General features: G+C 67.4%; 22 protein-coding genes and 4 tRNA genes. 9 read left to right on the forward strand and 17 right to left on the reverse strand.

What is annotated here, in order from left to right:
* Positions 1-10 precede the first annotated feature (10 nt).
* From ACFYLW_RS06525 to ACFYLW_RS06540, 4 genes are all read right to left on the reverse strand, one after another.
* Positions 11-85: transfer RNA gene (locus ACFYLW_RS06525), tRNA-Glu, on the reverse strand.
* A gap of 159 nt (positions 86-244) precedes the next feature.
* Positions 245-319: transfer RNA gene (locus ACFYLW_RS06530), tRNA-Glu, on the reverse strand.
* A 108-nt stretch (positions 320-427) separates the two neighbouring features.
* Positions 428-2230: a single-stranded-DNA-specific exonuclease RecJ gene (gene recJ / locus ACFYLW_RS06535; protein WP_312061870.1), complete on the reverse strand. Its 1803-nt coding sequence runs from the start codon at positions 2228-2230 to the stop codon at positions 428-430.
* A 63-nt stretch (positions 2231-2293) separates the two neighbouring features.
* On the reverse strand, positions 2294-2743 hold the full coding sequence (locus ACFYLW_RS06540) for a hypothetical protein (RefSeq protein WP_312061868.1): 450 nt from the start codon (positions 2741-2743) through the stop codon (positions 2294-2296).
* A gap of 80 nt (positions 2744-2823) precedes the next feature.
* On the opposite strand from ACFYLW_RS06540, the gene phaC reads away from it, so the two are divergent.
* The 3 genes from phaC to ACFYLW_RS06555 are packed head-to-tail and all read left to right on the forward strand — an operon-like array spanning position 2824 to position 5971.
* Positions 2824-4791, forward strand: coding sequence for a class I poly(R)-hydroxyalkanoic acid synthase (phaC, locus tag ACFYLW_RS06545; RefSeq protein ID WP_312061866.1), 1968 nt, complete (start codon positions 2824-2826; stop codon positions 4789-4791).
* Entirely contained in the window at positions 4788-5165 is a 378-nt protein-coding gene (locus ACFYLW_RS06550; RefSeq protein ID WP_312061864.1) for a hypothetical protein, read from the forward strand. The genes phaC and ACFYLW_RS06550 overlap by 4 nt, the downstream gene beginning before the upstream one ends.
* Positions 5162-5971, forward strand: a complete 810-nt coding sequence (locus tag ACFYLW_RS06555) for a rhamnogalacturonan acetylesterase (protein WP_312061863.1) — start codon at positions 5162-5164, stop codon at positions 5969-5971. Before ACFYLW_RS06550 ends, ACFYLW_RS06555 begins: the two co-directional genes overlap by 4 nt.
* Positions 5972-5977: 6 nt before the next feature.
* On the opposite strand, the gene msrB is transcribed toward ACFYLW_RS06555, so the two are convergent.
* The 4 genes from msrB to rplM form a co-directional block, all read right to left on the reverse strand.
* The gene (msrB, locus tag ACFYLW_RS06560; protein ID WP_312061862.1) at positions 5978-6475 is read right to left on the reverse strand and encodes a peptide-methionine (R)-S-oxide reductase MsrB; all 498 of its coding nucleotides are present in this window, start codon (positions 6473-6475) and stop codon (positions 5978-5980) included.
* Between the two features lie 31 nt (positions 6476-6506).
* Positions 6507-7442: an N-acetyl-gamma-glutamyl-phosphate reductase gene (gene argC, locus ACFYLW_RS06565; protein WP_312061861.1), complete on the reverse strand. Its 936-nt coding sequence runs from the start codon at positions 7440-7442 to the stop codon at positions 6507-6509.
* An 86-nt stretch (positions 7443-7528) separates the two neighbouring features.
* Positions 7529-8017 (reverse strand): 30S ribosomal protein S9, encoded by a 489-nt coding sequence (gene rpsI / locus ACFYLW_RS06570; protein ID WP_292082938.1) that lies wholly within the window; start codon positions 8015-8017, stop codon positions 7529-7531.
* Between the two features lie 2 nt (positions 8018-8019).
* Positions 8020-8496, reverse strand: coding sequence for a 50S ribosomal protein L13 (rplM, locus tag ACFYLW_RS06575; protein ID WP_292082939.1), 477 nt, complete (start codon positions 8494-8496; stop codon positions 8020-8022).
* A 319-nt stretch (positions 8497-8815) separates the two neighbouring features.
* Between rplM and ACFYLW_RS06580 the strand changes: the two genes are divergently transcribed.
* Complete coding sequence (locus ACFYLW_RS06580; protein WP_312061855.1) at positions 8816-9196, forward strand: hypothetical protein; 381 nt, start codon at positions 8816-8818, stop codon at positions 9194-9196.
* A 53-nt stretch (positions 9197-9249) separates the two neighbouring features.
* Positions 9250-10326, forward strand: coding sequence for a PA0069 family radical SAM protein (locus ACFYLW_RS06585; RefSeq protein ID WP_312061853.1), 1077 nt, complete (start codon positions 9250-9252; stop codon positions 10324-10326).
* A 3-nt stretch (positions 10327-10329) separates the two neighbouring features.
* Here ACFYLW_RS06585 and ACFYLW_RS06590 read toward each other — a convergent pair whose 3' ends face one another.
* Positions 10330-11574 (reverse strand): TRAM domain-containing protein, encoded by a 1245-nt coding sequence (locus ACFYLW_RS06590; protein ID WP_313472002.1) that lies wholly within the window; start codon positions 11572-11574, stop codon positions 10330-10332.
* A gap of 156 nt (positions 11575-11730) precedes the next feature.
* Between ACFYLW_RS06590 and ACFYLW_RS06595 the strand changes: the two genes are divergently transcribed.
* Positions 11731-12363, forward strand: a complete 633-nt coding sequence (locus ACFYLW_RS06595) for a glycine zipper 2TM domain-containing protein (RefSeq protein WP_312061849.1) — start codon at positions 11731-11733, stop codon at positions 12361-12363.
* 73 nt (positions 12364-12436) lie between these two features.
* On the opposite strand, the gene ACFYLW_RS06600 is transcribed toward ACFYLW_RS06595, so the two are convergent.
* From ACFYLW_RS06600 to ACFYLW_RS06620, 5 genes are all read right to left on the reverse strand, one after another.
* A complete protein-coding gene (locus ACFYLW_RS06600; RefSeq protein ID WP_312065441.1) occupies positions 12437-13171 on the reverse strand; it encodes a TlyA family RNA methyltransferase in 735 nt (244 codons plus the stop codon).
* Positions 13168-15915, reverse strand: a complete 2748-nt coding sequence (locus ACFYLW_RS06605) for a valine--tRNA ligase (protein ID WP_312065442.1) — start codon at positions 15913-15915, stop codon at positions 13168-13170. Before ACFYLW_RS06605 ends, ACFYLW_RS06600 begins: the two co-directional genes overlap by 4 nt.
* 81 nt (positions 15916-15996) lie before the next feature.
* A complete protein-coding gene (locus tag ACFYLW_RS06610) occupies positions 15997-16572 on the reverse strand; it encodes a DUF2497 domain-containing protein (protein WP_312065443.1) in 576 nt (191 codons plus the stop codon).
* A 161-nt stretch (positions 16573-16733) separates the two neighbouring features.
* On the reverse strand, positions 16734-18215 hold the full coding sequence (locus tag ACFYLW_RS06615) for a TolC family outer membrane protein (RefSeq protein WP_312065444.1): 1482 nt from the start codon (positions 18213-18215) through the stop codon (positions 16734-16736).
* A 137-nt stretch (positions 18216-18352) separates the two neighbouring features.
* A complete protein-coding gene (locus ACFYLW_RS06620; RefSeq protein ID WP_312065445.1) occupies positions 18353-18982 on the reverse strand; it encodes a protein-L-isoaspartate O-methyltransferase in 630 nt (209 codons plus the stop codon).
* 133 nt (positions 18983-19115) lie between these two features.
* Between ACFYLW_RS06620 and ACFYLW_RS06625 the strand changes: the two genes are divergently transcribed.
* Positions 19116-19189, forward strand: a tRNA-Cys gene (locus tag ACFYLW_RS06625).
* A gap of 50 nt (positions 19190-19239) precedes the next feature.
* Here ACFYLW_RS06625 and ACFYLW_RS06630 read toward each other — a convergent pair.
* A complete protein-coding gene (locus tag ACFYLW_RS06630) occupies positions 19240-19425 on the reverse strand; it encodes a hypothetical protein (RefSeq protein WP_312065446.1) in 186 nt (61 codons plus the stop codon).
* A gap of 68 nt (positions 19426-19493) precedes the next feature.
* Complete coding sequence (locus ACFYLW_RS06635; protein ID WP_312065447.1) at positions 19494-20303, reverse strand: RNA methyltransferase; 810 nt, start codon at positions 20301-20303, stop codon at positions 19494-19496.
* Between the two features lie 111 nt (positions 20304-20414).
* Here ACFYLW_RS06635 and ACFYLW_RS06640 point away from each other — a divergent pair.
* Positions 20415-20489: transfer RNA gene (locus ACFYLW_RS06640), tRNA-Asn, on the forward strand.
* Positions 20490-20806: 317 nt separating this feature from the next.
* Positions 20807-21442 (forward strand): helix-turn-helix domain-containing protein, encoded by a 636-nt coding sequence (locus ACFYLW_RS06645; RefSeq protein WP_312065448.1) that lies wholly within the window; start codon positions 20807-20809, stop codon positions 21440-21442.
* Positions 21443-21477: 35 nt separating this feature from the next.
* Here ACFYLW_RS06645 and ACFYLW_RS06650 read toward each other — a convergent pair whose 3' ends face one another.
* A complete protein-coding gene (locus tag ACFYLW_RS06650) occupies positions 21478-21723 on the reverse strand; it encodes a hypothetical protein (RefSeq protein ID WP_292082952.1) in 246 nt (81 codons plus the stop codon).
* Positions 21724-21953: the final 230 nt, after the last annotated feature.

The raw sequence follows: 21953 nt of genomic DNA on the forward strand, positions 1-21953 counted from the left end.
TAGCTCCGCGTGGCAGTCCCTAGGGGAGTCGAACCCCTCTTTTCAGGTTGAAAACCTGACGTCCTAACCGATAGACGAAGGGACCGCTGCGCGGAGGAGTGGTCTGATAGCCGCCCTCTTCGGACGACGCAAGTCTGTTTTTCAACTTTCCGAACAAAGACTTCGCCGACGCGCCATGCGCGCGAAAACGCCCCTTGCGGGATGATTGAGGCTGTCGATGTCAGGGGAGAAGGAAGGCTCCGCGTGGCAGTCCCTAGGGGAGTCGAACCCCTCTTTTCAGGTTGAAAACCTGACGTCCTAACCGATAGACGAAGGGACCGCTGCGCGGAGGACCGGGGTAATAGCCGTCGATTCCGCCGCTTGCAAGCGCTTGCTGCGCAGTTTGTGCGACTTTTTCAAAGACCTGCGCTCGGCCACGCCTGAAACCTCAGGCCATGCGCGGGTCGGCCACGTCCTCGATCTCGAACTGCACGCCGCGACGGCCGTTCCAGTCGTCGGCTTTCAGCCGTCCGACCAGGTTCAGCCCGCCCTGCCCCGCCAGCAGCGCCTTGCCGCCGGGCAGGTCGGCGCAGCGCCAGGCGATGGCCCGCACCGAAGCCCCGTCCGGCCCGACAAGACGGCAACGCACATGACCGCCGTTCATCGCGACCGGCTCACGCGCCTGCACGCCCTGCAGGGCGAACAGGGGCTCCGGGTTGGCGGGGCCATAGGGCGCCAGCTGCTCGAAGGCCTCGAACAGGTCGCGGGTCGCCGCGCGCGGATCGATCAGGGCGTCCACCTCGACCCAGTCCTGGGCCACGGCCTCGGCCCGCTCGCCCGACAGCCGGTCGTTGAGGAAGGCGCGCAGTTCGTCGATCCGGTCGGCGGCGACCGTCAGCCCCGCCGCCATGGCGTGTCCACCCCCGGCGATCAGCACGCCCTCGTTCCACGCCGCCTGCACCGCCCGGCCCAGATTCATGCCCGGCTGCGAACGGCCCGAGCCCATGCCCACGCCGTTGATGGCGTCGACGCCGATGACGATGACCGGCTTCCTCCAGCGTTCGCGCAGGCGCCCGGCGACGATGCCAACCACGCCGGGGTGCCAATCCTCGCCTGAAACGACGACCAGGGCCGATTCATCGGCGTGCGCGCCCGTCGCCTCGACGCGGCGCACGGCCTGTTCCGTCACCTGGGCCTCGACCTCGCGCCGGGCGATGTTCAGCCCGTCCAGCTCCTGCGCCAGCATCCTGGCCTCGTCGGGATCATCGGTGGACAGCAGGCGCGCCCCCAGGTCCGACTTGCCGATCCGCCCGCCCGCATTGATGCGCGGCCCCAGGATGAAGCCAGCGTGGTTGGACTTGGCCGGTCCCGGCTCGGCCCCGGCGGCGGCCAGCAGGGCCTTCAGCCCCGGATTCTTCCAGTCCGACATGACCTTGAGGCCCAGACTGGTCAGGGCCCGGTTGAAGCCCGTCAGCCCGGTCACGTCGCAGATGGCGCCCATGGCGGCCAGATCCAGCCACTGGCGAATGTCCGGCTCAGCCCTGCCTTCGAACAGCCCCCGCGCCCGCGCCTCGCGGTTCAGCGCCGCCAGCAAAACGAAGACCACCCCCGCCGCCGCCAGATTGCCCTGCCCCGAGTTGCAGCCCGGCCGGTTCGGATTGACCACGGCCAGACAGGCCGGCGGCTCCTCGCGCATCATGTGGTGGTCGATCACCACGACTTTCAGCCCGATGGCCGCGGCGTGGGCCACCGCCTCGTTGGCCGCCGCCCCGCAATCCACGGTGATGACCAGATCGGCGCCCCGCGCCTTCAGAGTGTCGAACGCTCGCGCGCTGGGGCCATACCCCTCGGTCAGGCGATCAGGGACATAGATGGGCAGCTCTGCATCCAAGGTGCGGAACCAGCGCACCAGCAGGGCCGCGCTGGAGGCCCCGTCCACGTCATAGTCGGCGAAGACGTGAATGCTGCTGCCCGCCTGCAGGGCGTCGATGATGGCGGTCGCGGCCGTATCCATGTCCATGAAGCTGGAGGGATCGGGGAACAGGGCCCGCAGCGTCGGCGTCAGGAAGTTGCGGCCCTGATCCGCCGCCACGCCGCGCGCCGCCAGGGCCCGCGCCATCGGCTCGTCCAGATCCAGGGCCTGCATGTGGGCGCGGATGGTCGTCGCCTCGGCCGGACGCTGTCGCCAAGCGCGTCCCGACAGGGACCGCGAAACGCCGAGAAAGGCGGGAGCATTGCTGCCGTCAGCCATGAGGAATCCTTGTCAGCCCGACCATCATTCCGGGATTCTGTCGCTTAGGCGACGAGACGTCGATCAGGAGCGCGGGCGATCAATCGGCGGCGGCGCAGCGGCGCGACGACGCAAGGCCTCGGCGAAGGCCTCGACCTCCTCCGGCGTCTGGGCGCCGATCGGGGCCATCTTCGCCGGATCAAAGCGACGGGTGATCGATTCGACATAGGCCGTCGGATCGTCGCTCAGGGTCCAGTCGATGCCCGCCACCTGGCGCGCCAGGGCGCCGCTGTCGGCGTTCAGCGCCTGCACGTTCGCCGCCACCTGGGCCGGTAGCGGCAGGTCCGTCGGCGTGGCCGGAAAATCAGCCCAACGCGGGTACTCGCGTTTCTGGTCCACCAGTTCCTGAATGCGCGGCGCCAGCGGCGAGGTCGCGTCCGTCTGCGGGTCGAACGAGCCGACGCAGCCGCCCGTAAACAGCAGCAGGCCGGTCATCGCCGACGCCATGGTCTTTTTCGACAGGAACACGTTCATCTCACCCCCGGTCATATGCCATCATCGTCCCCGGAGGAAGGCTCGCGACCCGACGCGAGGCCGGTTCCGGAGGTTCGCCCATGGCCAAGCGCCCGACCAAGGCTCCCCCCGCCCCGCTGCCGGCCGCCGCCGCGCCGCGCAAATCCGGACGGCCGACCTCAGCCAAGCCCCGCGCGAAAAAGGCCCCGCCGCCGGACGTCGCGCCCGAATCGCCCGCAAAGGCTGAAGCGCAGCCGCAGACCCCGCCTCGGCCCGAGCACCCCGCCGATCCCTTCGCCTTCGGCGCCGATCAGCGTCACCTGCTGGAAACCCTGTCGCTGAACCTGGCCAAGGCGGCCATGACGGCCCAGTCGGCCATCGCCGAGGCCGCCCTGTCGCAGGCCGACCGCCCCGCCGCCCTCTCGCCTGACCCGTTCAACGTCGCCCCGGCCATGACCTCGGTCATGACCAGCCTGGCCGCCCGCCCCGAAAAGCTGTTCCAGGCCCAGGCCGACCTGTTCGGCCGCTACATGGATCTGTGGTCCACGACCGCCCGCCGCGCCATGGGCGAGGATGTCGCCCCCGCCCCCTCGACCGACAAACGATTCCGCGACCCGGCCTGGAGTGAAAACCCTGTCTTCGACGTCATGCGCCAGTCCTACCTGGTCACGTCGGACTGGATGAACGGTCTGGTGTCCAGCGTCGAGGACGTCGATCCGCGTGTGAAGCGCCGGGCCGAGTTCTTCACCCGCCTGCTGACCGACGCCTTTTCGCCCTCCAACTTCCTCGCCTCCAACCCGGCGGCGCTGAAGGCCCTGGCCGAGACGGGCGGCGAGTCCCTGGTGAAAGGCATGCAGAACTTCGCCGCCGATCTGGAGCGTGGCAACGGCAAGCTGAAGATCAGCCAGGCCGACTACGGCCAGTTCAAGGTCGGCGAAAACGTCGCCACCGCCCCCGGCCAGGTCGTCTGGCGCGACGAGTTGTTCGAACTGATCCAGTTCGACGCCGCGACCGAGATCCAACACGCCGTCCCGCTGCTGATCTTCCCGCCGTGGATCAACAAGTTCTACATCATGGACCTGCAGCCGGCGAACTCGCTGATCCGCTGGCTCTCAGCCCAGGGCTTCACCGTCTTCGTCTGCTCCTGGGTCAACCCGGATCAGGACAAGGCCGGGTTCGGCTTCGAAGAATACCTGCAAAAGGGAGTCTATCGCGCCGTCGAAAAGACGCTGGAGCAGACCGCTCAGAAACAGCTGAACGCCGTCGGCTACTGCATCGGCGGCACCCTGCTGGGTTCAGCCCTGGCGCACATGGCCGCGAACAAGGACGAACGCGTCGCCTCGGCCACCTTCTTCGCCGCCCAGCACGACTTCGCCGAGGCCGGCGACCTGCTGCTGTTCACCGACGAGCACTGGCTGGCCGAGATCGAGCAACAGATGGACGCCGCCGGCGGCGTACTGCCCGGCGCGGCCATGGCCGACACCTTTAACGCCCTACGCGCCAACGACCTGATCTGGTCCTTCTTCGTGTCCAACTATCTGATGGGCAAGGCGCCGCCGGCCTTCGACCTGCTGTTCTGGAACGCCGACCAGACGCGGATGCCCAAGCGCCTGCACCTCGACTACCTGCGCCAGATGTACGGCAAGAACGCCCTGGCGAAAGGCGAGTTCGAGATCGGCGGCCAGCCTATCGACCTGTCAACGGTCAAGACGCCCCTCTACTTCCTGGCCAGCCGCGAGGACCACATCGCCCCGATGAACTCGGTCTATCGCTCGGCGCGTCTGTTCGGCGGCCCCGTGACCTATACGCTCGCCGGATCAGGCCACATCGCCGGGGTCATCAATCCGCCCGCCGCCAACAAATACCAGCACTGGACCAACCCCGCCCTTCCCGAGACGCTCGCGGAATGGCAAGCGAACGCGGAACAGCATCCGGGCAGCTGGTGGACCCACTGGGCCGCCTGGCTTCACGAAAGATCGGGCGAACATATTCCCGCCCGCGACCCAAAGAACGGCCCGCTGAAGCCCATCGAGCCCGCGCCCGGCGCCTATGTGAAAGTGAAGTCTTGAAGCGTATCGAACCCAACCTGCTGCTGGCCCTGGCCACCGCCGTCCCGCTCGCCCTTCTGGTCGCCACCGCCAGCCTGTTCGGCGAGCCCGGCCACACGCTGAAGTACGTTCTTCTGGCTGCGGCCTGCTCGGCCGGCTTCGTCGTCTTCAACGGCATGATGTCCAGGCGCATGGGTCTGCAGCGCCCGCCGATGATCCACCCCGAGGCCGCCTCGACCGCCGTCTGGGCCAGCCTGTTCCCTCTGGCCCTGATCTTCGGCGCCGCCGTGCCCGTCTTCTTCCCCGGCCACGACTACGGCCTGCTGGTCATCATCGGCGCTGTCTGGTTCGGCGTGACCGTGCAATCCGCCATCAAGGCCCGTCAGGCCGGATGAGGCGTCTGGCTGCCAGCGCGCTGGCGAGCGTCCTGCTGGCCGCCGGCGCGGCCTCAGCTCAAGACCAGCCGATTCAGGCCGACAAGATCATCCTCGTCGGCGATTCCACCACGGCGGTCGGCAGCGGCTGGGGCGGCGCCTTTTGCGACCGTCACGTCCTGTCGGCCCTGACCTGCGTCAACCTGGGTCGTCAGGGGCGAAGCACCTCAACCTATCGCGCCGAGGGCTCCTGGGATCTGGCGCTGAGCGAGATGGCGACGCCCGGCTATCAATCGGTCTGGGTGCTGATCCAGTTCGGCCACAACGACCAGCCCGGCAAGCGCAGCTCCACCGATCTGGTGACCCAGTTTCCCGCCAATCTGCGCGCCTATGTGGCTGAAGCCCGCGCCCGCGGCGCTCGCCCCGTCCTGCTGACGCCCCTGACCCGTCGCCATTTCAAGGACGGCCAACTTCAAAACACCCTGGTCCCCTGGGCCGACGCCGTGCGCACCGTCGCCGCCGAGACCGGCACGCCCCTGATCGACCTGAACGCCGCCAGCGCCGAACTGGTCCAGCGCCTTGGCGCGCTGGAGGCCGCGCGCCTGTCTCCCGGCTCTCCGCCGCCGTCGTTCGAAGCGGATCTGCGGGCGGGAAACACCCCGCCCACGCCGCCGGCGGCGACGCCGCCTGCGACCGCGCACGGCCGTCATGTCGATGACTTCGACTACACCCACCTGGGCCCTGAAGGCGCCGCCGTCATCGCCGCCCTGGTCGCGCGCGATCTGATCGCCGTCGCGCCGGACCTGGCCCCGCGCCTCGTCCCCTGAACCGCGTCAAGCAGGCTGAAAGCTCAGCGCCACGCCGTTGTTGCAATAGCGCCGCCCGGTCGGCGGCGGCCCGTCCGTGAACAGATGCCCCTGATGCCCCAGACACCGGGCGCAATGGTACTCGGTGCGGGCGATGCCGATCCGGCGGTCGGTCTTCGTGCCGATATTGTCCTGCATGACCCGCGTGAAACTGGGCCAGCCGGTGCCGCTGTCGTACTTCCACCCCGACTGGAACAGCGGCAGGGCGCAACCCTTGCAGACAAAGATGCCGCGCCGATGCTCGTCGTTCAGGGGGCTCGTGAACGGCCGCTCGGTCCCCTCATGCCGCAGCACGCGCCATGAGGCCTCGCCCAGCCGCCGCTTCCATTCCGCATCGCTGATCCGCCGAAAGGGCGAGTTCGCCCACTGCCCTTCCGACGCGTCGGCCGCCTCGGGCGCACAGCCGGACAGGGCGACGGCGACGCCGCCCAGCAGCACGGACCTTCGATCGAATACCGCGTCCATTCCCCCTATACGGGGGTTGGACCCATTTGGTTCAGATCAGGCCCGTCGCCTCGTCCAGACCCAGCATGATGTTGAGGTTCTGCACCGCCGCGCCCGAGGCGCCCTTGCCCAGGTTGTCGAGCATGGCGACCAGACGCGCCTGCTCCCCGCCCCGATCGCCAAAGACGTGCAGACGCATCCGGTTGGTGCCGTTCAGGGCCTCAGGCTCGATGCCGGTCATGGCCTCGGTCTCGTCCAGATCGGCAACCTCGACAAAGCGCTGACCGTCATAGGCTTCCAGCAAGGCCCCATGCAGCCGCTCGACCGAGGGCGTTTCCGGCAGGGTCGACAGGTGCAGCGGCACCTCGACCAGCATCCCCTGGCGATAGGCGCCCACGGCGGGCGCGAACAGAACGTCGCGCGACAGGCCCGTGTGCTTCGTCATCTCCGGCACATGCTTGTGCTTCTGGCTCAGGCCATAGGCGCGATAGGCCGTCGCGGCGCCCTCAGCCTCGAACTCGGCGATCATGGCCTTGCCGCCGCCGGAATAGCCCGACACCGCATTGACCGTGACCGGTTGGCTGGCCGGCACCAGACCCGCCCGCACCAGAGGCCGCATCAGGCCGATGAAGCCGGTCGGATAGCAGCCGGGGTTCGACACCCGCGTCGAGGCGGCGATGGCCGCGCGCTGGCCCTCATCCATCTCGGCGAAGCCATAGGTCCAGGCCGGATCGACCCGGAACGCCGTCGAGGCGTCGATGACCCGCACGCCGGGGTTCTCGATCATCGACACGGCTTCTTTCGCCGCATCATCGGGCAAGCACAGGATGACCGCATCGGCGCTGTTCAGCGCCTCGCGCCGCGCCTCGACGTCGCGCCGACGCTCGCCCAGCAGGATCAACTCCAGATCCGTGCGCGCCTCCAGACGCTCGCGGATCTCCAGCCCCGTGGTCCCGGCCTCGCCGTCGATGAAGATGGTGTGGGTCATGTTGTCGGTCTGGTCCTGTTTTCGGACAGAAAAAGGGCGCTCCGGGTTTCCCCGAAGCGCCCCAAATCCAAATCGCCTGAAGGCGATTAGCGCTTCGAGAACTGGAAGCTGCGGCGTGCCTTGGCGCGGCCGTACTTCTTACGCTCGACGACGCGGCTGTCGCGGGTCAGGAAGCCGTGCGGCTTCAGGACCTTGCGCAGTTCCGGCTCGTAGTGCGTCAGCGCGTGCGACAGGCCGTGGCGGATGGCGCCGGCCTGGCCCGACAGGCCCGAACCTTCGACGGTGCAGACGACGTCGTATTGCGTGGCGCGGTCCGAAACGGTCAGCGGCTGAGCGATCATCATGCGCAGCACGGGACGGGCGAAGTAAACTTCCTGGTCCTTGCCGTTGATGGTGATCTTGCCGGTGCCCGGCTTGACCCAGACGCGAGCGATCGCGTTCTTGCGCTTGCCGGTCGAGTAGGCGCGGCCCTGGGCGTCCAGCTTTTGCGTGTAGACCGGGGCTTCGGACTCGGCCGAGGCGGTCAGGCCCTTCAGGGCGTCGAAGCCGGTGGCTTCAGCAGTCACGTCGGTCATGCTCAGACGCTCCGGGTGTTCTTGGCCGAGGCCGACTTGAAGTCGATGGTCTGCGGCTGTTGGGCTTCGTGGTCGTGCGCGGCGCCGGCGAACAGGCGCAGGTGCGTCATCTGCTTGCGGGCCAGCGGGCTTTCCTTCGGCAGCATGCGCTCGACGGCCTTCTCGAGCACGCGCTCGGGGAAGCGACCGCCCAGAACCTTCTCCGGGGTCGTCTGCTTGATGCCGCCCGGGTGACCGGTGTGGCGATAGTAGACCTTGTCGGTCGACTTCTTGCCGGTGAACACCACCTTGTCGACGTTGGTGACGACGACGTAGTCGCCCATGTCAACGTGCGGGGTGTAGGTCGGCAGGTGCTTGCCGCGCAGACGGTTGGCGATGAAGGTCGCGAGGCGGCCCACCACGACGCCTTCGGCGTCGATGTGGATCCACTTCTTTTCGACCTCTGCCGGCTTCATCGAAGCCGTAGTGCTCTTCAGCATATTGAGGGTCCTAAAGACGAACGGTGCGGCCCACCCCCAGACAGGGATGAGCGGAAGGCGTGCTGATAGAGGGTCATCCACAGCAGGTCAACACCGGTTCGCGACACGATATCAGTCTAACATATTGGATTAAAAGAATTTATTATAAACGGTATTAAAATACCTGATCTTCGACACCGCAACCCCCACCCCCTTCTTCCCTTGCGTGAGAAGGCGGCCCGCGAACGGGGCGGATGATGCTGTCACCGAACGTGGTTCCACCTGGATCCCAAACCATGCCAAGCTCGCCGCCTTCCCGCCGCCGCGCAAGGATCACGAAATGCGCCACCTCGCCCTGCTCCTGTCGGCCCTGACTCTCTTCGGGTGCGCGACGAAGCCGCCCGTCGCGGCGACCGAAACTGCGCGAAGGAACCCCTGCACGAACGGCTTTCTCGCCCTTTACTTCAAAGAAGGTGCGGCTGCCTTGCGGCCCCCGGTTTCGATGGAGTGGCCCGCGCGAGCGAAGGAAGAATGTCCTGGCACCGCCTTCAAGGTGGTCGGCCTGCCCGAGCCGTCCGCCGCCAGCCTGCAAGGTCGACGCGCAGAGTCTGTTGTGCTGGCCCTGCGCGCCTTCGGTATTCCGCAGCCGGTCTTCGAACTGGGCGAGACCGACGACCAGGCGCGTCCGATGCTGGAAGTCCTCGCCGACCCTGACCGCTAGCCGTACGCACATTTTGTTCTTGCTTTGTTCCGATATCATGCCATCCTCCTTGCATGAAGACGGCGATGAAAGGACGCGGCGCACGCTCCAACGACTCGGGCCGGTATGAAGCCGACCGGCGCGAGGAATTCGACGACGGCTGGACGGATCAGGACGAAGCGGCCGCGCCGCTGCGCACCACTCTCTCGCCGGAACACGCGCGCACCATCATCGCAAAGAATACGAGTCCCGACGTCGGCTTCGATCGCTCCATCAACCCTTACAAGGGCTGCGAACATGGCTGCATCTACTGCTACGCCCGTCCGTCCCATGCCTGGATGGGCCTATCCCCGGGTCTGGATTTCGAGAGCCGGATCTTCTTCAAGCCCCACGCGGCGAGTCTGCTGGAACAGGAACTCGCCAGGCCCCGATACGTCTGCAAGCGCATCCACATAGGCGGCAACACCGACCCCTACCAGCCGGTCGAGCGCGAGACCCAATCCACGCGTTCGATCCTGCAGGTCATGCAGCGCTTCCGCCAGCCGTTCAGCATCATCACCAAGTCGGTGCTGATCGCCCGCGACGCCGACATCCTGGGCCCCATGGGGCGCGACGGCCTGGCTTCGGCCTTCGTCTCCATCACCACCCTGGATCGCGGTCTGGCGCGGGCGATGGAGCCGCGCGCCTCGACCCCCGCCAAGCGGCTGGAGGCCATCAGTCGTCTGGCAGACGCCGGCTGCCCGGTCGGCGTCGGCTTCGCCCCTGTCATCCCCGGCCTGAACGACCACGAGATGGAAGCCATCCTCGAGGCGGCGCAGAAGGCGGGCGCCACCTCGGCCATGTATGTGACCCTGCGCCTGCCGCTGGAGATCAAGGACCTGTTTCGCGAATGGCTGGCCGACGCCCGCCCCGAACGCGCGGCTCGCGTGATGTCCCTCATCCGCCAGACGCGCGGGGGCAAGGATTACGACCCGGACTGGGCCCAGCGCATGAAGGGAACCGGCCCCGTCGCCGATCTGATCGCCGCCCGCTTCAAGACGGCGATCAGGCGCTACGGGCTGGACGCCCCTCGCACGCCGCTCGACGTGACCCAGTTCCGCGTTCCGGCCGACATGCGGCCCCAGATGGACCTGTTCGACCTGGCCTCCTGACGCCTAGCGCCGGAAGATCCCGACCAGTTCGACATGGGTCGACCACAGGAACTGGTCGATGGGCGTGACCTTCTCCAGCCGGAACCCGCCGTCGATCAGAACGCGGGCGTCGCGCGCGAAGGTCTGCGGGTTGCACGATACGCCGACCACCAGACCGGCCTTGGTGCCCGGCAGTTGCTGGGTCTGTTCCAGCGCTCCGGCGCGCGGCGGGTCGATGACGATCGCCTCACAGCCCTTCAGGTCGTAGGGCGACAGCGGGCGGCGGAACAGGTCGCGCGCCTGGGCCTCGATGGTCTTCAGGCCCTGGGCCGTGGACACGCCCGCCTTCAGCGCCGCAATCGACGCCGCCGACGAATCCGCCGCGATGACGCTGGCCACCTCGGCCAGGGGGAAGGTGAAGGTGCCGGCGCCGCAGAACAGGTCGGCGACCTTCTTGGCCCCCCTCACCGCTTCCACCGCGCGGCTGACCATGGCGGCCTCGGCCGCGGGAGCGGCCTGCAGGAAGGCGGCAGGCGGCAGAGGCACGGTCGCCCGACCAAAGGTGATGCGCGGCTGACGCGCCATCACCAGGGTGTCGCCGTCCAGGCTCAGCCGCGCCAGACCGGCCTCGGCCGCCGCCGCGATGGCCCGCGCTGTCACGTCCGCCGTCAGCCCGCCCGACTTCTTCTCGACGCCGGTGACGTCCACATCCAGCCCGGTGTCGGTCAGGGTGACGTGCAGCGTCGGCGCCGACTTGGGGTGCCCCAGGAAGGGCGTCGCCACCTTGGCCAGCCCCGGCAGGGCCGCGATCAGGGCCGGATCGGACACCGGACAGTCGGTCAACTCGACCAGCCGCCACGAGCGCCGCGCCTTGAAGCCCAGCAGGACGCGCCCGCCGGGCCCGCTGCGCGCGTGCAGCGCCAGCCGACGACGACTGGCCTGCGGCACGGCGACCGTCGCCTCGACCTCGGTCTCGATGCCCTCGCGCGCCAGGGTCTGGATCACCACCTCGCGCTTCCACGCCAGATAGGGCTCGTCCGCCCAGTGCTGCAGCGGCGCCACGCCGCATTCGGCATAGGTCTCGGAATGGATCGGGCGGCGATCCAGGCTGGCCTCGATCAGGTCGAAGGCTTCGACCCGCCCGTCCTTCACATCGCCGGAAATCACTTCGCCCGGCAGGGCGCCCGGCACGAAGACGAAGCCGTTCGGCGTTTCGGCGATCCCGTCGCCCTGGTGGCCCATGCGGGCGATGGTCAGCGTTTGCGTCATGGCGCGGCTTCTACCCGCTCCCGCGCCGAATCTGAAACCTGAACGAAGATGAACGGGCCGATCAAAAGCCGTTCAGCTTCGCCGCCCTATTTCTGGATGCAACAGACAGGGGACCGGAGCCGTTCAGCTTGGGCGTCTGTCACAGGGACAAGAACGATGTTTGATCATCTTTCCAAAAAGGTTTCCGCTGTCGCCGCCCTCGCGGTCGCCGGCTCGTTGATGGTCCCGGGCGTCGTCAGCGCCCAGACCTATGGCTACGGCTATCCCCCGGCCTACAACAGCTACGGCGCGCAGGGCCGTTACTATGATCCCTGCGTCGGCGATCAGCGGAACCGCGCCACGACCGGCGGCGTGCTCGGCGCCACCATCGGCGCCGTGGCCGGCTCGCAGCTGGCGGCGCGCGGTCGTCGTACCGAAGGCAGCGTCCTGGGCGGCGTGCTCGGCGCCGCCATCGGCGCCGGCGTCGGCAACAGTTCTGCCAACTGCGACAGCCGCTACCGCTCGTCCGGCTACAACCAGCCCTATGGCGGAACCTATGTCCCGCCAGCCTATGGCTACGACAATCGCGGCTACGACCGTCGCTACGACGACGGCTACGGCCGGGACTATCGCGAGTACAGCGACGGCTACGACCGCGGCTACACCCAGCCTGCGCCGGACTATCGCTATCAGAACACCGACGAATGTCGCCTCGCCGAGAGCGTCATTCGTCTGCCCGACGGTCGCAGCGAGACGCGCTACGTGCGCACCTGCCCCGACCAGAACGGCCGCTATCGCGTCGTCGATTAAGTTTCAGCCCCCCTGTCGATCGACGACGTGAAGAGGGCCGCCGGTTATCCGGCGGCCCTCTATAATTTCAGGGTCAGGCTCGGCGCGCCCACATCAGGAACTCGATGTTGCCGTCGCCGCCCGTGATCGGGCTTTCGGCGACTTCACGCACGGACCAGCCGACGCTTTCCAGCCAGGCTCGCACGCCCTCGACCGCCGCCGCATGAGCCTCGGGGTCCTTGACCACGCCCTTCTTGCCCGCGTCCTTGGGGCCGGCCCCTTCGAACTGAGGCTTGACCAGGGTGATCAGGTCCGCGTCCGGCGCCGCCAATCCCAGCGCCGCCGGCAACACCTTCGACAGACCGATGAAGCTGGCGTCGCAGACCACCAGCGACGGCGCCTCGGGGATGGTCTCGGGCGTCAGCTCGCGCGCATCCGTCCGCTCCAGATTGACCACGCGCGGATCGGCGGCGACTTTCGGGTGCATCTGGCCGAAGCCGACATCCACCGCGAAAACCTTGGCCGCGCCGCGATCCAGACAGACCTCGGTGAAGCCGCCGGTCGAGGCCCCGACGTCCAGCACGGTCCGCCCCTCGACCGCCACCGGCCACAGGTCCAGCGCCCGTTCCAGCTTCAACGCCCCGCGCCCGACCCATCGGTGGGCGGCGGCATAGCCGATCTCGGCGTCCTCATTGACCGCCTGCGAGGCCGCCTTGGCGGGGGCCCCGTTCACTGTGACGCCGCCCGCCTCGATGGCCGCCTTGGCCTTGGCCCGGCTCTCAGCCAAGCCTCGCATGACCAGAAGTTGGTCCAGACGGACCGTCCTCACGCCCCGGCCATCGCATCCAGACGCGCCAGAGCGACCTGCAGCTTGACCTTGCCCTCTTCGGCCTCGGCCAGCTTGGCGCGCTGCTCGTCGACGACTTCAGGCGCGGCGCGCGACACGAAGTTGGGGTTGCCCAGCTTCTTGTTCACGTGGCCGATGTCGCTCTCGAAGACGGCGATCTCCTTCTCCAGACGCGCGCGTTCGGCGGTCAGGTCGATGATCCCGGCCAGCGACAATGCCGCCGTGGTTCCGCCCGAGACAAAGGTCACAGCCCCGGCGGGCGCGGCCTCGGCCACAGTGATCTCGGACACGCGGCCCAGGGTCAGCAGCAGATCGCGATGACGCGCAATGCGCTCGGCGGTCACGGCGTCCGGCGCGACGAAGGCCAGCGGCGGCTTGGCCGACGGCGGCACGTTCATCTCGGCCCGCAGGGCGCGGATTTCACCGACGATGTCGACCAGCCAGCCGATCTCGGCCTCAGCCGAGGCGTCGACAAAGGCGTCGGGCAGCACCGGCCATTCGGCACCGATCAGCAGGCCGTCGCGGGCCGGGCCTTCCTTGCCCAGCTCGGCCCACAGTTCCTCGGTGATGTAGGGCATGACCGGATGCAGCAGCTTCAGCGTCTGGTCGAGGGTCCAGGCGGTCATGGCGCGCGTCTCGGCCTTGGCGGCTTCATCGGCGCCGTTGAACACCGGCTTGGCCAGTTCCAGATACCAGTCGCAGAAGACGTTCCAGACGAAGCGGTACAGAGCCCCCGCCGCGTCGTCGAATCGGCCGCCTTCGATGGCGTCCGACACGGCACGCTCGGCCTTGGTCAGCTCGCCACGGATCCAGCGGTTGATCGTCTGCTCGACGGTCGCGGGATCGAAGCCCTCGACGCGCTTGGCCTCGTTCATCTGGCTGAAGCGCGCGGCGTTCCACAGTTTGGTGCCGAAATTGCGATAACCTTCAATGCGCTGCTTCGACAACTTGATGTCGCGCGTGCCCGACAGGATGGCCATGGTGAAGCGCAGCGGATCGGCGCCCAGTTCGTCGATGATGCCCAGGGGGTCGATGACGTTGCCCTTGGACTTCGACATCTTCTGGCCCTTCTCGTCGCGGACCAGGCCATTGATGATGACGCGCTTGAACGGGACCTCGCCCATGAAGTGCTGGCCCATCATCATCATCCGGGCGACCCAGAAGAAGATGATGTCCGCCGCCGTCACCAGATCTCTGGTCGGATAGAAGCGCTCCAGATCCTCGGTCTTCTCGGGCCAGCCCATGGTCGAGAAGGGCCACAGGGCCGAGCTGAACCAGGTGTCCAGAACGTCCTCGTCCTGCGTCAGAACGACCTCGGAATCATAGTCGGCCAGCGCCTGTTCGCGGGCGTCCTCTTCCGTCTCGGCGACATAGATCTCACCGTTCGGACCATACCAGGCCGGGATGCGATGGCCCCACCAGAGCTGGCGCGAAATGCACCAGGGCTCAATGTTGCGCAGCCATTCGAAGTAGATCTTCTCATAGCTCTTGGGCTCGAAGACGGTCGCGCCGTCCTCGACCGCCTTCAGCGCCGGCTGGGCCAGGGTATGTGCGTCAACGTACCACTGGTCCGTCAGCCACGGCTCAATGACCACGCCCGAGCGGTCGCCGTGCGGGACGACGTGCTTGGTCTTTTCGATCTCGCGCAGCCAGTTCTCTTCCTCGGCGCGGGCGACGATGGCCTTGCGCGCGGCGAAGCGGTCCAGACCGACCAGATCGGCGGGGATTTCCGACACGTCCTCGTTGGTGATGCGCGCGAAGGCGTCCATCACGTTCAACGCGGCCAGACCGGCCCGCTTGCCGACGCCGAAGTCATTGAAATCATGAGCCGGGGTGATCTTCACCGCGCCCGAACCCTTGGTCGGATCGGCATAGTCGTCGGCGACGATCGGGATGCGACGGCCGGTGATCGGCAGGATCACGTCCTTGCCGACCAGACCCTTGTAGCGCTCGTCCTCGGGGTGAACCGCCACGCCGGTGTCGCCCAGCATGGTCTCGGGGCGCGTCGTCGCCACGACGATGAAGCCGCGCGTTTCGAATTCAGTGGCCTTGCCGTCCTCGTCGAAGGCGACCGGATGCTCATAGGTCACGCCGTCGGCCAGCGGATAGGCGAAGTGCCAGTAGTGGCCGTCCTGCTCGCGCTGTTCGACTTCCAGGTCCGAAATGGCGGTCTGGAAATGCGGGTCCCAGTTCACCAGACGCTTGTCGCGATAGATCAGGCCGTCCTGATGCAGCTTGACGAAGACCTTGCGAACCGCGGCGTTCAGCCCCTCGTCCAGAGTGAAGCGTTCGCGCGACCAGTCGCAGCTAGCGCCCAGGCGGCGCAGCTGGCGCACGATGGTGCCGCCCGATTCCGCCTTCCACTCCCAGACCTTCTCGATAAAGGCGTCGCGACCCATGTCGCGGCGTCCCGGCGCGCCTGCGGCGGCCAGCTGACGCTCGACCACCATCTGCGTCGCGATGCCGGCGTGGTCGGTGCCGGGCAGCCACAGCACGGCCTTGCCCTTCATCCGGTGATAGCGGGTCAGAATGTCCTGCAGCGTATTGTTCAGCGCGTGGCCGATGTGCAGCGAGCCCGTCACGTTCGGCGGCGGGATGACGATCGAATAGGCGTCGGCGGCGCCGTCAGTGGGCTTGGCGGCGCGCGGCGCGAACAGCCCGCTCTCTTCCCACTGGGCATAGAGACGCGGCTCGGCGGCCTGGGGTTCGAAAGTCTTCTCGAGCATAGGAATGTCGTTTCTTGAAATGCGAAAGGGCGGCCCCGCCGGAGCCGCCCTCAGTGACTTAGTGTCTGGTGAAGCGAAGGGCTAGCCGGCGTTGCGGGCGATGCGTTCTACTTCCTTGCGTACCTGGGCCTCGACGATGCCCGGCAGGTTGGCGTCCAGCCAGTCCTTCAGCATCGGCCGCAGCATGTTCTGGACCATGGCCTCGACCGTATTGCCGCTGACGAAGGGCAGGTCCTGCGGCGCAGCGGCGACGGGTTCGGGCTTCTGGAAGGTGGCGGCCAGACCGGCGAAGGCCGAGGCGGCGCTGGCGGCGGCGCTTTCGCCGACCAGGGAATCATAATCGGCCGCCGCAGCCGGCGCGGGGGTGGGCTCAGGTTCGACGGCGGGGAACGGCGCCACGTCGGCCACGTCCAGATCGCCGATCGACTGGGCCGCCGGGGCTTCATAGCGCTCGGTCAGTTCCAGAACCTCGTCTTCAACGACCGCAGGTTCTTCGGCCAGAGGCGCAGCCTCCAGCACGGGCTCGGGCGCGACCTCCGCGACCGGTTCCGGCGCCGCAGCAGCGGTTTCAGCCGGAGCGTCGTCTTCAGAGATGATCCGGCGAATCGACGCCAGAATCTCTTCCATCGTCGGTTCCTGGGCGGTCTGGTCGGTCATGTCAGAACCTTGAAGGCTGAACCTGGAGGGACCGCCGACGGGCGCAAAGCGGCGCGACGATCAGGGCCGGACAAACAGACTCGCCCTCCCCTTGCCTCTGTCGTCGCACCAACGCCCGCCGGAATCAACGGACGTTTTCGCCTGTCAGGCTAATCCCCGCGTCAATTGCCGGGAGCGGTGCGGACGATTTCGCTCTTCAGCTGGGTGTCGATCGGCGCGTCCTCGGCGTCGGCCGCCGGGGTGATCACCGGCGAAGCGACGCGATCCAGGGCCTCGACAGCGCCGTCCCACGGCAGGCCGCCACGGTTGCGCACAGCATCGTAATTGGCCTCGGCGTCATAGACTTCGATCGCCGGGTCGAGGTTCGGTCCGCCCAGACGGCCCATGGCGGCCAGCAGTTGAGCCTGGGCCACGTACTGATTGCGATGGGCGCTGGCCAGGGTGACCTGAGCCGAGCGCAGCTCCAGCTCCTGGTTCAGCACGTCAAGCGTGGTGCGCAGGCCGACCTGGGCCTCCTGACGCACGCCTTCGGCGGCGACCGAAGCGGCGCGAACGGCTTGCTCGCCGGCCTGCAGGGTCGACTTGGCGGCGACGGTCTGGGCGTAGGCCGAGCTGACGCTCTGCAGCACGCCGCGACGCTCGCCCTCGACGCCGATCTGGGCCGCGTTGGCGCGTTCCAGCGCCTGGGCCACGCGCGAACGGTTCAGACCGCCGGTGAACAGCGGCACCGACACCGTCGCGCCGGCGGTGAAGCTCGTGCGATCCGTCAGGTCAAAGCCCGACAGGTCATTCGCGGTACCGCCGTACGAGGCGGTCAGGCGCGCCGACGGCCGATACTCGGCGCGGGCGGCCGCCACATTGGCCTCGGCGGCTTGCAGGGCGTAGGTCGCGGCGCGAACACCGGGGTTCTCGATCAAGGCCACGTCCAGGGCGGCGTCGAAATCAGCCGGCAGGCCCGGCAGGACCGGCAGGGTTTCCATATTGGTCGGCGCCTGACCGACCACGGCGGCGTAGGCCGCGCGCGACACCGACAGCTGGGCCTGGGCGTTGGCCAGATCGGCGTCCGACTGGGCCAGGCGGGCTTCCGACTGCGCCACGTCGGTGCGGGTGATTTCGCCGACTTCGAAGCGGGCGTTGGATTCATCCAACTGACGACGCAGGACGGTGAGGTTTTCCTGGCGGATGCGCAGGATCTCCATGTCGCGAACGACATCGGCATAGGCCTGAATGACCGAGGTCATCACCTGCTGCTCGACTTCGCGCAGATTCTCGCGACCGGCGCGGACATTGGCTTCCGCTGCGTCGATGCCGCGCGCGGTGCGGCCGGCGGTCCAGATGTTCTGCGCCAGGCTGACGCTGGCGGTTGCGCCGTCGCTCTCGACCACGCCGACGCCGTCGGTGTCGACGCGGCTGTAGTCGACGCCGGCCGAGGCGCTGATGGTCGGGCGCAGGCCCGAACGCGCCTGGACGATGGTCTCGTCCAGCGCCCGCTGGTTGGCGCGTTGCGCCAGGAGCGTCGGATTGGTGCGATAGGCCAGACCAATCGCGTCCTTCAGCGTCTCGGCCCCGGCCGGAGCCGCACCGGCTCCCATGGCCAGAGTGATGAGAGCGACCGAAGCCAGCGCGCGCGAGCGTTTCAACATGAACCTGTTCCTGCCTGACGCCCCCGACGGCGCGCCCCGTAATGCCTGAATGGCGTAGTTGGAGATTATGCCCGCCCTGCGCCAGTTAAGTTTTTTTCACGCAGCCGACGCGCGTCTCCGTCGCGCCCGCCTTGGGCCTAAAGCGCGAAGGCCGGCGTCGGAATCAGTTCCGACAGAACCGGCGGCGCACAGTCAAACAGTTCACGACGCGACACGCCTTCGCGACCGCGGACATAGAGGACGGCCTTGCCGATCGGACCGGCCCGCTCAACCACGGCCAGACGGCCGCCGGGACGCAGGGCCGCGATCCACGATTCGGGGCGAGCGGGGACGGCGGCCTCGCTGACGATCAGGTCATAGCCTTCGCCTTGCGGCTGGCTCAGAGGCGCGACCACGGTCGAAACGCCTTCCTCGGCCAGGGCGGTGCCCGTCACCTCGAACACGGCCGCGTCCGATTCCTGCGCCGTGACCGTCAGGCCCATGCGCGCCAGAACAGCGGCGGCGTAGGGGCCGGCCAAGACCAGGGCCTTTTCACCGGCGCGAGCGTCCAGGGCCTGCATCAGCTTGCCCAGATCGCGCGGCAGCATCAGGCGGCGATCGCCCGCGATTTCCGGCTCGATGTCGGCATAGGCGGAGAAGGCGCGGTCGGCGGCGCAGAAGCGCTCACGCTCAACGGCGCCCAGGGCGGCCTGCAGGTCGCGGTCCGTGACGTCGTTCACACGGACCTGCGAGTCCAGCATGACCTTGCGTGCAGCGGCGAAATCCATGGTTCCGAGGTCCTTCAGGTCGGCGTAAGCGAAAAATCTGCGGCGCTTATAGGTCCGCGCGTTGCAGCCGACAATCCGATCTGATAGCTGACGCCCCTCGCGATGGTTCGGGGCTCGGTTTCGAGACCCAAATGGCCTGATGGCGGAGTGGTGACGCAGAGGACTGCAAATCCTTGCACCCGGGTTCGATTCCCGGTCAGGCCTCCATCGCGACAAACAGTCAGCCGCCCTTCGGGGCGGCTTTCTTGTTTCTGGGCCTACTTTCCTGCCCTGCGATTCCAGCCGTCGTCCTTGTGCGCTCTATCGACCTCGACAGACGTGGCGTCCGGCTCGCCGTCCGCGTCCCGATCCGTAAATCGACGAGGCTGCACGAAGGCGAAACCCGCGCCCGCGACCACGAAGGCCAGCGCGCCGATCAGAATCAAAGTCGACAATTGGTCCATGTCGCCCTCCTTGGCTTATTGGATCCAACGCCTTCGACCGATTTCCGCTCCGCTCCGCGCCGACGACCTCAGACCGCGCCTGCGGTCGTCAGATGATGCAGCGCCACCGCGCTGGTCGCCGCCACGTTCAGGGAATCAAAGCCGCCCGACATGCGAATGCCCAAGGGCCGGCATCGGGCGATGACCTCCGCAGGCAGGCCCGGCCCTTCCGAGCCCAGCAGAATCGCCGTCCGACGCGCGGGCTTGAGCTCCGACAAGGTTTCAGCCGCCGACGGCGTCAGGGCCAGGACCTCGAATCCCCGCGTCTCCAGCGCCTCGACCATGGCCGCCGCCGTCACGCTCTCGACGAAGGGCGTCCGCAGCGCCGCCCCGACCGAGACCCGGATCGCCTTCCTGTAGAAGGGGTCGCAGCAGGTCGCGTCCAGAAGCAGGCCCGCCGCGCCGAACGCCGCCGCATTGCGGAACAGGCCGCCCATGTTGTCGTGATTGCCGATGCCGCAGGCGCCCACCACCACGGCGCGCTCAGGCAAGCTGTTCAGAAAGGCGTCCAGAGCAAACGGCTCGGGCTTGCGCCCCAGCGCCAGGATTCCGCGATGCAGATGAAAGCCGGCGATACCGTCCAGCACTTCCTGCGGCGCCGTATGGACCGGCACGTCGCCGGGCAGCCGCTCCAGAATCTCGCGCAGCGCCTCCAGTCGCTTCTCGGCGATCAGCACCGCCGCCGGCGCGCAACGTGACGACGGCGCCGTCAGCACACGCAGCACCACCTCCCCCTCGGCCACGAACAGACCCTGCCGCCCCGTCAGGTCGCGCTCCTTCACGTCGCGAAAGGCGGAAATGCGAGGATCGTCGACATCGAAAACAGGGATCAAATTCATGCTGCCGCTTCTATCGCACCCCTCCTGAAATATTTCGGCGTTTTTCTGCACTTTGCCCGTTGCGTGAATCAAAAAGGCCTTGCTATACAGCGGCCTCCCCCGAGGGGACGTTCCGCGGTAGCTCAGTGGTAGAGCAGCCGACTGTTAATCGGCTGGTCGTAGGTTCGAATCCTACCCGCGGAGCCACTCGGGGGATTAAAGCGCCGCTTTCGGGCGCTTTTTTAGTCCCTCACTTTGCTGCTCGCCGAATGCCCGCCACGGCGGCATGGCTCATTTCCCGGTTTCAAGCCGCTGCAGGCATGATCGGGTGGCAGATTGACGCGCGTTCAACCACCAGAACACGGGGCCTCCGCGACGGCGCAGCGGACCTTGCATGGGTGCTGTGCGGGTCACCCGCTCCGTTCCTTGGCGATAGACCTGCCTGCCGGCGCATGGCTCGCTGAAACGTGTAAACATCACGATCAGACGTTAACTATAGTCGGGCCGTCCCCGCGAGCTTCGACATGACGCCTTTGCGCCACGCGCCCGTTCAGAATGTCGGCCATGCGCCCCTCCTCCCGGTCGGAGACTGCTGCAGCCTGCCGGGCGTCGTCCTGTCCTACGCCCAGAGCGAACAGATCTATGCCGAGGGAGATCGGGCGCATTTCCTCTATGCCGTCGTCGCGGGAGCCGTTCGGACCGTGCGGCACTCCAGCGACGGCCGGCGCCAGGTCGGCGCCTTCTACTACCCCGGTGATCTCTTTGGCCTGGAGGTCGATGAGCGACACGCCTTCACGGCCGAAGCCATGTGTCCTGCCCAGGTCAGATCTGTGCGGCTGGGCTCGGCAGAGGATCGCGCGATCGCCCAGGCAGCCCGTCGCGAACTGGCGCGCGCCCACGACCATCTGGCCATGCTCGGGCGACGTTCCGCTGAGGAGAAGGTGGCCAGCTTCCTGCTCGAACTGGCGCATCAAGGCCCCCGCGATCACGCCGCCCTGCAGATGAGCCGTCAGGACATGGCCGACTATCTCGGTCTGGCGCTGGAAACCGTTTCGCGCGTCCTGAGCCGTTTCCAGGATGAAAACCTCGTCGTCTTCTCCTCTTGTCGGGATTTTCGGATCATCCAGCGCTCTCGGCTGAGGTGTCTCGCCTCGACCTGAGGCCAGTCGGAGCTCCGCGTCCTAGCCCTAGGGGTCTAGCCGGATGACGGCGGCCGCGCCTCGCTCAGAAGTTGCCAGGCACGTTGCTCCGCGAGCGTCCTGACACGGTCGAAGGTCATGTCGTACTCGGGATGGAAGGGGAACTCGACCGTCACGACGACGTCCTCGTCCGTCATCACCGCCTGGACGCGCCACCGCACCGGGTCCAGGGTCAGGCCGACCTGTCTCAAGTTCAGGGTCATGGGCGCCTCGCGGATGAAACCGCCGAAGTGAACGGCCAAGCCGCCGCATGGCTCCCGTTCTCGCCTTCTTGTCATCTCTCTCGTGGAATTGTGTCCGGCAGTGACCTGGGCGCTGATCAGAAAGTCGACGGCGCGCCATCGGCCCCGCCTCGACTGCTCCCTATGGACGCCGCTTCACTCTAATGTTCTCCCGGAACTGATCGGAAGGGACAACGACCCCGTCGCCAACATGGAGTCCATGGGTGATCTCCGCTTCACGGTCGGTGAGC

The organism is Brevundimonas sp. NPDC007368, assembly GCF_042869015.1.
Classification (GTDB): Bacteria; Pseudomonadota; Alphaproteobacteria; order Caulobacterales; family Caulobacteraceae; genus Brevundimonas.